Below are 11,756 nucleotides of genomic sequence, written 5' to 3'. Positions count from 1 at the left end.
AGGCCTTCAGGGGGTGGGGAGGGGTGGGCGCAGCCGTGCCCGGAGCCGGGGCGGGAGTGCCCGTCGCCGTCGTAGCCGGAGCGGGGGCCACCGTCGTGGTGGCCGGGGCGGGCGTGGTCGTCGCCGGGGCCGGGGGCCGTTGGTCGGGTACGAAGCCCTCGGCGCGGACCTGGCCGCCCAGGTGCACCGGGTCCCGGCGGGTGAGGTACCACGGCTCCGGCGGCTCGGCGTCCGGGTTCGGGCCGGTCGCTCCGGGCGTACGGCTGTCCCAGCCCGCGAGGCGGCGCGCGTCCTGGGTGGAGTACCAGTCGAGGCTGACCACCCGGACCGGGCGGGCGGCGGAGGCCGGCTGTCCGGCCTTCCGCACCATCAGGGTGCGCTCCACCCGGTAGAGCGCCATGGGGTGGTTGCGGACGCGGCCGGTCACCTTGCGGGCGGCGTCGGAGCCGAGGTAGTGGCCCCGGCCCTCGCTGAGATCGGTACGGACCAGGGGGCCGCCCTGGAGACGTACATCCGTCTCCGGTCCGATGAAGGCGTGGTGCGGCCCGGCGGTGACCTGGACGCCGAGGCGGGTGTCGCGGACGTGGGCGCGCTGGTTCTGGTAGGTGGTCTGGGTGAGGTCGCGGACCTCCGCCTTGACCGACTCCGTGACCAGGGTGGCCCGGTGCGGGATCGACCGCTCGACGATCAGATGGCCCAGCGGGTGCTGCCCGCTGCCCCGGGTCAGTTCGGGTCCGCTGACGGGTCCGGCGAGCCTCCCGAAGAGGCCGAGCAGCCGCCCGGGACGTACGTACGAGATCAGCGTCCGGTGGGCCGAACTGCCAGGCCGTGCACCGGAGATGGCGATCGCGATGTCCTCCGGCGGGTCCGTGAGGTGGAGGGCGGTCGTGTCGGTGATCCGCGGTTCGGCCCCGTCCGGGAAGGTGAGGGACTCCGGGGCGCGCTTCGGCCCGGTGAAGGGCACGGTGAGGTCGTCGGGCAGCCGCCAGCTCAGCCCGTCCCGCATGGCGAAGGCGGCGGAATGCACCTGGCTGCGCTGCCAGTGGGGCGCGGCGGCGGGCGGGGTCACGCGCCCGGGGGCCGTCGGCGCGGGGGGCTTCGGCGCCTCGGTGACCCGCTCGACGCGCACCCGGTAGTGGACGTCGTCCAGATGCAGGTGGGACCCCTCGAAAGCCCGGTACTCGCTCTGGTGGTACGCCTGGGTGCCCTGGGTGTAGTCGGTCTTCCGGGTCCAGCCCAGCGAGACGCCGATCTTGAGCATCCAGTTGAGCGGCGGGCCCATGCCCAGGGCGGCGGCGACCCGGCGGCCGACGCCGACGCTGCGCCCGCCGCCCGTACCGGACTGGCCGCGCCGCATGGTGTCCAGCCGGACGGTGCCCCCGCCGACCTCGCCGAAACGCTCCCAGCGGTGGTACGGAACGGCCTCGACGGTCATCTCGTGGCCGACCCCGGACTTCTCCCGGCCCACGAAGCGGGCGCCACGCGGGGCGGTGAACGCACCGGGCTGGTCCTTCAGCAGGCGCAGCAGCTCCGCCTCGTCGAACTGGGCACGGAGCTTCTTGGGCAGCTGGTCGAAGACCTCCTTCGCGACCTGCTCGGGCGAGCGCAGGGTGAGAACGCCAGGGCCGTTGAGGAGCCCCGCCCTCGGCGTCCCGGCTGTGGTCGGCGCGCCCGGGCCGGTGGAGCCGTCGTCCGGATCGGCGTCCGGGCTGATCAGGACGGTGGGCAGGCGGCTGCCGTCGTCGAAGGTGACCGTGCGCGGGGCGGGGCCCGGCGGCGGAGCGTCCTCGCCGGTCACGAGCCGTGCCGGGCGGTGCCGCTCCAGCTGGGTCTCCAGCGGCACGGGATCGCCGCGATCCGGGCTCCCCTCGGTGGGGGCGTCCAGATCGGTGACGCCGCCCATGCTCCGCAGCCACTCCCCGAAGACGTCGGAGCCGGCCGGGGTCTCGGTGGCCGGGGCGGGTGTGGGAGCGGGAGCCGGGGTGGCGACGGTGGCGCGCAGAGCGGTGGCCGGGACCAGGGCGTCGTAGTGGTCGGCGCCGTTGTAGGCCACGTGCAGGGTGCCGCCCCTGCCGCCCGGGTTGAGCGGGGTGACGGAGGTGCCAGCCGGTGCCGACGCGTCGGGGCGAACGAGCCGCAGCTCGATGTCGAGGGTGTGCGCCAGCGCGAGCGGGAGCGCGTCGGCGAAGGGCGAGGACCACAGGGCCGGGAGTTCGGCCGCCGTGAGGATCAGCCCGTCGGTGCCGAGCTTCCGTGCGTCGGCGGGGGTGGGCGCCACGTCGGCGAGGTGCGGGTAGCCGCTGTCGCGGAGGATGTTCCGCCACCGGCGTGCGTCGCCGTTCTTGACGACCGCCTGCTCGATCCGGTCCCAGCGCTGCCCGATCCGCTCCCGCGCCTCCGGGTCCCCTACCCCGGCCAGGGAGGTCATCCGGAGGTCGTCGACGACGGCGAGCACCGGGTCGGGGGTGGCCTCGACGTCCGGGGCGAGCAGTTCGGAGCCGGTGAGCCGGTCGCGGAGCAGGCTGCGGAGTCCGGCGACGTTCCGCGCGGCCCACGGGGGCGGGACGGCGTGGCTGCGCGCGGTGTCGAGGAGCGAGCGGAAGAGGCAGTCCCCGTCGCCCCGGGCGGGCATTCTGCGGAACGCCCGGCCGTCCGCGTGGACGGTGTCCGCGAGGCCGGGCGCCCTGGTGTCCTTGCCGGACAGCTGCATGTCCTCGGCGATGCTCTCCGGCCGGGTGGGCGGCGTGCCCGGGCGGGGCTCGGGGTGGACGAGGACCGCGTGGTCGTTGCCGGGGCTGAAGCGGAGCAGTGGCTCGCCGGACGCGCCTTCGTGGGAGCTGACGATCTTGTCGAAGACCGACTTGTCGAAGGCCGTCGGCGGATTCCAGAACATGTGCGCGCCATGCGCCACGGCCATGTCCTTGGCCCGCATCTCGTCGATCAGCGCGTCGTGGGCCACGGGCGAGATCCGGGAACCGTCCGGCGAGGACACGTCGAACAGGTCGTGGTCACCGGTGATCGGACGACGGCCGCCCGCGTCGTCGAAACCGAACACGATCCCCTGGTGCACGGTGAACGTGCCGTCGGCCTCGTACCGGGCCATCTTCCCGGCCAGCTCGTGGAACTCCGTGGACCGCTGGTTGAACCGCGACACCACCCGGTCCCACGCATCCACCGGAACCGAACCCTGGTCCGGCAGCACCGGCCGGAAGTAGCCGACCAGTCCGACGGTTCCGGGATCGGCACCCAGCAGGACGTCGACCTCGTTGACCGTCTTCGCCTTGATGTCCTGCGGCTTCGGCATCGCCCCCGCATCCAGCCACCTCGGCGCCGACGGATTCGTCGGCCGCACATCCACGACCACATTCCGTTCCCGCGCCACATCCCGGAACTTGGTGAAGTTCTTCTCCGGAATGCCGTAGGTGTGCCGGGCCGTGTAGGAGTCGACCTGTCCGGGCTTGAGCTTCTGCGTCCAGGTGAGGACGGCATGGTCACTGTTGGGGGTGAAGCGGAGCAGTGGTTCGCCGGAGGGGCCGTGGTGGGAGCCGACGATCTTGTCGAAGACCGACTTGTCGAAAGCGGTCGGCGGATTCCAGAACATGTGCGCGCCGTGCACGACGGCCATGTCCTTGGCCCGCATCTCGGCGATCAGCGCGTCGTGGTCGGGATGCGAGAGCCGTGAGCCGTCGGGGGACGACACGTCGAACACATCGTGGTCACCCGTGATCGGGCGCCGGTCACCGGCGTCGTCGACACCGTAGACGACGCCGTCCTGGACGACGAAGCGGCCGTCGGCCTCGTACTGGGCCATCTTCCCGGCCAGTTCGCGGAACTCGGTCGACCGCTGGTTGAACCGTGAGACCACCCGGTCCCGGACACCGTGTGGAACGGAGCCCTCGGCGGGCAGCACCGGCTGGAAATAGCCGACCAGACCGATCGTCCCGGCGTCGGCGCCGAGCAGGACGTCGACCTCGTTGACCGTCTTCGCCTTGATGTCCTGCGGCTTCGGCATCGCCCCCGCATCCAGCCACCTCGGCGCCGACGGATTCGTCGGCCGCACATCCACGACCACATTCCGTTCCCGCGCCAGGTCACGGAACTTGTCGAAGTTCTTCTCCGGGATGCCGTACGTGTGCCGGGCGGTGTAGGCGTTGACGGCAAGGGAGTTGACCGGGAGCGCCGACGGGGGCGGGCTTCCTTCGGGCCCCGGCGCGCCCTGCGGACCGGTCGCGGCCGCGAGCTCCGGGTGGTGCAGGCGGCGGGCCAGCTCGGCGGTGTCGGCGGGGCCGAGGCCCAGTTCGGACAGTGGCAGCGGGGCGTTCGACAGGGACCAGGTGATCTGCGCGGAGCGTGCGTAGGAGAGGCCGAGGACGTCGGGCTGTGATATCAGGGTGTCCGGGGGCAGTTCGGGCGGTGGGGGCGGCAGCAGCGCGTCGAGCGTGGTCTCGGGAGTCGCCCCGGCCCGCAGCCCGGCGGCGGCTTCCAGGAACGCGGTGTACTGCTCCGGGGTGGGGCCGCCGGCCGGGTCGACGGTGGTGCCGTTGGTGGCGGTGTGCCAGTCGGTGACCATCCGGTCGAGCAGGCCCGGGGTCATCCGCCCGTCGCCGTAACGGGCCGCGGTGCCCGGGTCACGCCAGCGCAGACCGTCCACGTAGGCGAGGGCCGCCAGGGACTCCCGGTTGCCGGGCTGCCGTTCGACGTCCGGCCCGAGGACCTCGCGCAGGGTGCGGATCTGCTGGAGGGTACGGGCGCGGGCGAAGGCGTCGGCCGGATCCGGGCCCGCGTGCAGTCCGGCGTCGCGCGCCAGGTCGTCCAGCGCGGTCCCGGCGGGCTCCGGGGTGAACAGCCGCCACCGGCCCGGCCCGTCGGGGCCTTCGCCGAGGACCGCGCGGACGTTGCCGTCCCGGTCCTTCGCGGTGCCCGCTTCGGTGGTCGGCGCGTACACCGGGCGCCCGGTCCGGTTGGCCACGTGCTGGGCGACCGGCAGCCCCGCGATCTTCGGCTGCTGCCCGGTCTCGCAGGAGAACAGCACCAGCGGCCGGTCCTGGTCCCCGTCCTGTGCCCAGGACTTGAGGACCTCGCCGAGCTGTACGCCGCTGACCTTGACGGTGGGGTACGCGGCGTTGTCCGTGCCGAGGGTGACGGTACGGGGCGTGCCGTGGCCGACGAAGTAGTCGGCGCCCCGCTCGGTGCCGGAGCCGGGGAGCGCGGTCGGCGGGCCGGTGAAGACGGTACGGGGAGCGGGTGGCGCCTTTGAGGTCCCGGACGGCGCGGGCTCGGCCGGTGTGGTGCGCACCCCGCGGAAGCTGTCCTGGCCGAGCAGCGCCTCACGGCCCGCGCTGCGTGCCGAACCGTCCTCGGACGGGCTCTGCGAGATGGTCACCGTCTGCACGGCCGCACCGGGTTGCGGGGCGATCGCCGCCTGCGGCACGAAGCGCCGGAGCTCGCTGAAGGGCACCGTCTTCCGGTCGAGCGTGGTGACGGAGGGCCCGGCCGCGGAGGGCGGCGGCGTGCTGCCGCCGCCGTCGGAGCTGCTGCTCGTGGCGATGGGGGCGACCGGGGCGTCGCCCGGGTCCGTGACGCTGTCCCGCCGCGACTCCAGGTTCACGGCGGCGGCGGTCTCGCCCAGCGGCGGGCGCGGCCTTCCGGTGTCCAGCGCGCCGTTGCGGATCAGGGATTCGACCATCTGCGGTACGGAGCGGCCGCCCTGGAAAAGGCTGTACATGTTGTCGGGCACGACGGGGCGCAGGCCCTGCTCAAGGAGGAGTTTCGGCAGCAGGATCTGCACGTTGGACCGGAGGTTGCCGTCCTGGAACGGGTGGACGACGTGCAGCGCCCGGATGGTGCGGACGATGGAGGCGAGTTTGGCCGCGTCGTCGGCGTCGGGGTCGGACACCCGGGCGTAGTGCTGCTGGAACAGCGTGTCGACGAGGCCGGGGGCCGCGTTCTTTCCGTAATTGGTCGCCAACGAGGGGTTGTTGTGCATGAACCGGGTCAGGATGGTGACCGGCCGGGGCTTGGGCAGGGGCGTCGACCAGTCGCGGCTGGTCGTGTCGTAGACCAGCAGCTGGTCGCCGATGCGCTCGTCGAAGATGTCGTCGGCGAGCGTCTCGCCCCGCAGCGGGAACTGCGTGGCGCCGCCGCCGGACCAGCCGATCGTCCGGCCGAGGTGGCCGGTGGCCAGCCCGTGCATGGTCCGGTACGAGGTCGAGTCCATCGGCGTGGCGACGGTGGCGGGATCGCCGAGGAACTGCGTGTACGCCGACACCATGCCCTGCTGGAAGCCCGGTGAGCGGTCGTGGTCGTAGTAGGAGCCGGGGTCGTCGGGGAAGGCCTCGAGCGCGGCCTGGTGGTTCTTGGGGTCGATGTAGAAGGTCCACCACCGGTCCTCGGGCAGGAAGTCCCGGAGCGTGTGCCGGGGTTGACCCTGGGCCGGGTCCGCGGGGCGCACGGTGATCTGTGCGGGCGGGGGCGGCGCGGCCGGAGGTGTGGCAGTGGGGTCTGCGTCGCCACGGCCCGACTCCAGGTGCAGGTCGGCCGCCGTCTCGGTCCAGGGCCTGGCGTCGGCGGCCAGTTTGGAGGCGGCGGGCACGCCGGTGCTCGTCGTGGGGGTGGTCGACGGGGTGACGGGCAGCGGTTCGACGTCCGGCGCGGTGTCCGAAGAGGTCGTGACCGCCGTGGGCTTGATGTCGGCAGGCGGCGGACCTGTGAGAGCCGGAGGCGGCTTCACGTCCGATGCGCTGTGCGAAGTGGTGGCGACCACCGGCGGCTTGGCATCCGGGCCGGTCGCGGAAGCGTCGGTGGTGACCTTCGGCTCGGCCTCGGGTGCGGCCTTCTCCGGCTCGTCGGGGGTGGCCGTCGGTGCGGCGTCCGTGCCGGGCTCGCCGGTCGGTCCCCCCTCCGTGACGGGGCGCGGCCCCGGCGAGGCGGACCCCGGCGACGGCGGCGTCGACGCGGGCGGCGGAGTGGTGGTGGGCGGCGGGGCGGCCGTCGCGATGGGTGGGACGCCGAGGGCATCGGCGAGGGGCAGCAGCACGTTCGCTCCGGGGAACGCCGTGTTCACCGGCCCGTTCGGGCCCTCGACGAACTCCGGTCCGCCGAGCGGGCGGACCTGCACCGGGGCGCCGGGCCCCTCGCGGGTCAGCTCGAACGCGCCGCGCTCCGGAAGCCCCGTCCCGTCGGTCCCGGTCGGCGGGCCGAGTACGACGGCCCGGTCCGCGCCCGCGTGGTCCAGCAGCGCGGCGGCCTCGGGAGACCCGTCGGCCGGCGACGGCGGTGTGTCCGAGACGATCACCGTCAGCGGCGGCGTCTCCGTACGGGAGCCCGGACCGGTACCGGTGCCGGAATCCGTGTGGGCACGGTCCGCGGTGGGCGGGCCGTCCGCACCGTCGCCGGGCGCCTCACGCGTCGCAGGGCCGTCGCCGACCGTGTCCGGAGCTGTCGGCGCACCGCTTCCCGGCGGGGGTGTCGGCGTCCCCTCCCCCACGGCCGGCGGGTCCACGGTCACCGGTGTGCCGAAGCTCTCCAGCGCCCGGCGCACCTCGTCGGCGTCGATCTCCGCGGCGGGCCCGCTGCCGGTGGGCACCACCCGTACCTCGGCCCGCTGGGACAGGTTGTCGTACAGGCCGTCGCGTACGCCGATCTCGGCCGGACCGGGCGGCTGTTCGCCCCGGATGGCGGCGAGGTCGCGCAGCGCCTGCTCGCGCAGCTCGGGCGGTCCCTGGTGGACCTGCTGCCACAGCGCGTCCTCCGCGGCGGTCACCGGCAGCGGGCCCGGCGTGTACGAAGGCGGGTCCACCGGGACGTACGCGGGCGGGTCCTGCGGCGTGTACGGCGGCGGGCTCTCCGCCAGGTCGGGCCGCGGGGAGGGGGTGCCGGTGTACTCGTCCAGGCCGGTGGTCTCCGGGGAGCCGGGGGGCGGAGGTGCTCCGAGCCCGGGGCCGTCGCCGCCCGAGGATTCCGTGCGTGGCGGTCCGCCGGTGCGGCCGTCGCCGCCGGACCGGGCGGGGTCCTCCGTGTCCGGGCCGCCCGAGACGGTGGGCGGCTGGTTGCGCAGGTTCTCGATGGCGGTGCGGAGTTCGTTGCCGGTGTTGACGGCGATGTCGGCCAGGCCCCCCTCCACCTTGCTGCTGACTCCCGCGCCGACGAACGTGGTCCAGTTGGAGGAGAAGTCGCCCTCGAACGCGCCCTTGATCAGGACCTCGCCGACGGACTCACCGCCGCCGGCCGCGGCGAAGTCGAGGACGCCCTTGAGTCCGTAGTGCCCGGCGAGCGCTCCGGGCCGGTCGGCGTTGTTCTCCAGGAGGCGGTAGTTGCGCCACAGGTCGGGGTTGGAGCGCCAGACGGCCGGGTCGTAGCGGAAGGTGAACGGCCGGTCGCGGAGGAAGGGCGGCGGGTCGTTGTTCAGGTCGGGGCGCGGGCGGTCCTCGGGCCCGCCGCCGGGGGTCGGGGCCGGCTCGGGGTCCGGATTCGGGTTGGGCCTCGGTTCGGGGGCCGGCTCCGGGCCGGGCCGGGGTCCCGGCGTCGGTTCGGGAGTCGGCTCGGGCTCGGGTTTCGGCTCCGGGGCCGGGCCGTCCGGGTCCGGCTTCGGATTCGGCGTGTCCGGGCCGGGCTTCGGATTCGGGGTGTCGAGCTTCAGGTCGGGGCCGGGATCGGGCTTGTCCTTGAAGAGGGGCCCGTCCTTGAGGAAGTTGGTGTCGTAGCTCTTGACGATGTTCTTCGCCCAGTTCTCGAAGAGGCTGGTGAAGAACCCCGCCGCCGCGCCGAAGGCGGCCGCCTTGCCGATGTCGCCCCAGTCGATCCCGTCCGGACGGCGGCCGTCGGGGGCGAAGTTCATCATCGCCAGCCGGACGGCGAAGGTGGTGAACGCCTCCGCCAGGGCCTCGCTCAGAGCGGGCATCAGGTGAAGTCGCTTGAGCAGGTGGCTGAAGAGGGTCAGGAGCACGAACCGGCTGCGCAGCTTCGCCATGAGGATCTGGCTGGCGGAGGCGCCACCGGTGAAGAAGGACAGCGCGAGATAGATCGCGATCTCGATGAGCAGCCGGACGATCTCGGCGATGACCTGCCACTTGGACTCCATGACGTCCATGCCGGTCTTGCGGCGGCCCCGGCCGATCTCGTCGAGCTGCTTGGTGAACTCCAGCAGGTAGTTCTTGCCCTGATCGTCGATGAGGGCGCCCATCGCCTGCTTGTAGGAGCCCGACAGCTCGTCCGGCATCGCCTGCGCGATGTCGTGCACCGACTTCTCGATCAGCGCGGACAGCTGCTCGATCTTGCGGGCCATGCCGGTGAAGTTGTACTGGCTCCGGTCCGCCAGGTCCTCGTCGATGGTGGTGAGGAACTCCCCGGTCAGCGCGAAGATCATCGCGTTGATCTCCGGCGTGGGCATGATGCTCAACTGCGGCCGCCCCCGGTGGTGCGCGGGCAGGCCGGAGCGGCCGCTCCCCGGGTTCTGCGGGAGCGGCTCTCGGCACGGGGATCAGCGGCGGCCATGCCCGCCCGTGTCGTCGCCGAACACACCATTCGCCTCGGCCCGGCTGCTGTACTTGCTGATGCCTTCGAGGTTGGTGTCGCGGGTCGAGCGCACCAGGTAGATCTGGTCCTTCATCGCGGCGGTGCTGGCGCTGAGCGCGTCCCGGAAACCGGTCATGGTCTCCGTGACCTTCTGCGTCTCCTCGCGGTCCCGCTCGGTGGCCTTCTGGCTCATCTCGTCGGTGCCCGCCGCCGTGCCGACCCAGCCCGCCGTCCCGTACACGTCGTCCCGGAACTCGTTGAGGATCGACATGGCCAGATCCGCGATCTGGTCCTGCTGCTCGGTCAACGAAGCCACCCGGTGCGGGTCGAAGTAGTAGCGTCCGGCCATCTCAGTTCTCACCGTCCTCGTCGAGCGCGTCCCGCCAGGCGGCCTTGTCACCGTCCGGCTGCGACCGCTCCTCGTCGTCGTCGCGGAGCACCTCGGGGCCGAAGATCCGCTCCCAGTCCACCTCGAAGCCCGGCAGCTCCGGAATCGCGCTGCTCGGCTCGGTGAACGGCATCATCGCCTTCATCACATGCCGGTTCATCGCGATGCGGGCCTCGCTCGCCGCCTCCATGACGCTGGCGGCCAGGGCCTGGGGCGACATGTCGCGGTACTTGTCCTCAAGGAACTCGAGGCTGGTCAACTCCCCCTGCGGGCCCACCGTGCAGCGCACCGCACGGTCGGAGGAGACGCGGGCGAACGATGCCTGCCGCAGTTCGCGTTCGGTCCGCGCGATGGCTTCCTGGGCCTGCTGGAGTTCGGCCATCGCCGTCTCCAGGCGCTTCTCCAGAGGTTCCGGCACGCCTTGGTCCTCTCTCCGTTCCGTGTCGTCCCTCGTGCGGGCCGGCCGGGCCGGCCCCCACGATGATCAACTCTGCTGATTCTGCTCATGCCCGCCCGGTAAGGAAAGCGGGTCCGGCTCACCATCCCTATGGGATACGTCTCTTCGGCCCCGTGGGGCGCGGCATCCTCGGGGTCACCGTCCGATCACCGCGGGACTGCCGCCCTCCTCGGTCCCCCAGACGTCCTCGTCCTCCTCCAGGTAGGCGGAGGAACTGGTGGTCCGCCGGCCGCTGTCCTGCTCCTCCTCGCCCCGCGTCTCACCACCGCTGCTGGTGGTCGTGGGCCGGGGGGCGGGGGCCAGAAAGGTATCTTCGCCCTCCTGCCGGTTCCAGGCCCCGCGGCGTCGGCGCTTGCGGCGCTCGCTCTCCTCGGCCGCGTCGACCAGGACGGCACGCACCCGTTCGCCGTTGCCCTTCTCCCCGGCTCCGCCGGCCCCCATGCCCGCGCCGCCCATCGGCATACCCGGCGAGCCGGGCATGCCGGGGCTGCCCGGGGCGCCGGGTGTCTGGCCGGGGGCTGCGGGCGTCTGCCCGGGGGGGAGCCCGTTGCCGGAGCCGTCGCCGAGCGGGCCGCCCCCGAGGGCGGAGAGGCTGTTGTCGAGGCCGGCGGAGTTTCCTCCACCGTTGTTGAGGCCGAGGTCGGACAGCGGCAGGTCGCGGGAGATGGTGCTCGGTCCCCCGGAGCCGTTGCCGGTACCGTTGCCGTTGAGCCCGAGGTTGTCGAGGTCCAGCCGGTCGCGGGTCTCCCGGTCCAGGTCCGAGTTGAGCCCGTCCAGGTCCACGGTGCGGGTGTTGCCATCCGGGTCGGTGATCGTCGTACGCCCGGTATCCGGGTCCACGATCTGGGTGGTGCCGTCCGGAAACGTCGTCTTGAGCATCCCGTTGTCCAGCACCGTCTTCGACCCGTCCGGGTTGGTGACCGTCGCGCCGTGCGTCAGGTCGACGGTCTTCGTCGAGCCGTCCGGGTTCGTGGTCGTCAGCTCTCCGGTGTCGGGGTCGAACGAGCTGCGGCTGCCGTCCGGGAACACGTTGTCCAGATCGCCGTCGGGGCCCAGCGAGGTGCGCCCGCCCGTCGGGGTCTCCAGTCCGTCGCCGTTGCCGCCGAGACCGAGGTCGCCCAGCCCGTCGAGCCCACCGTTGGGACCGTTCAGACCGCCCAGGTTGCCCAGATTGCTGGTCGACGTACTGCCGTCGGGGTTCGTCGTGACGGTCTCCCCGGTCCGGGGATCGACGACCTGCTTTGAACCGTCCGGGAACGTCGTCGTCAGATTCCCGTCCCGGTCCAGCGACGTGACCGAGCCGTCCGGATTCGTGATCCTCGCACCGTCGCCCAGATCCACCGTGCTCGTCGAACCGTCCGGGTTCGTGGTCGTCAGCTCTCCGGTGTCGGGGTCGAA

2 protein-coding genes and 2 pseudogenes are annotated in these 11,756 nt (G+C 72.9%); all 4 read right to left on the bottom strand.

Annotation, left to right across the window (positions count from 1 at the left end):
* Positions 1–9,388 (bottom strand): annotated as a pseudogene (locus tag D3105_RS34985) (hypothetical protein); the annotation flags it as partial.
* Between the two features lie 90 nt (positions 9,389–9,478).
* Complete coding sequence (locus tag D3105_RS28115) at positions 9,479–9,862, bottom strand: hypothetical protein (protein ID WP_118905783.1); 384 nt, start codon at positions 9,860–9,862, stop codon at positions 9,479–9,481.
* Between the two features lies 1 nt (position 9,863).
* Complete coding sequence (locus D3105_RS28110; RefSeq protein WP_118905782.1) at positions 9,864–10,319, bottom strand: YbaB/EbfC family nucleoid-associated protein; 456 nt, start codon at positions 10,317–10,319, stop codon at positions 9,864–9,866.
* 174 nt (positions 10,320–10,493) lie between these two features.
* A pseudogene (locus tag D3105_RS28105) lies at positions 10,494–11,756 on the bottom strand (AAWKG family protein); the annotation flags it as partial.

It is taken from the genome of Streptomyces globisporus (assembly GCF_003501885.1).
GTDB lineage: Bacteria > Actinomycetota > Actinomycetes > Streptomycetales > Streptomycetaceae > Streptomyces > Streptomyces globisporus_D.
Note: the sequence above shows the minus strand (reverse complement) of the source record. Positions and strands in the feature narration are given on the sequence as shown.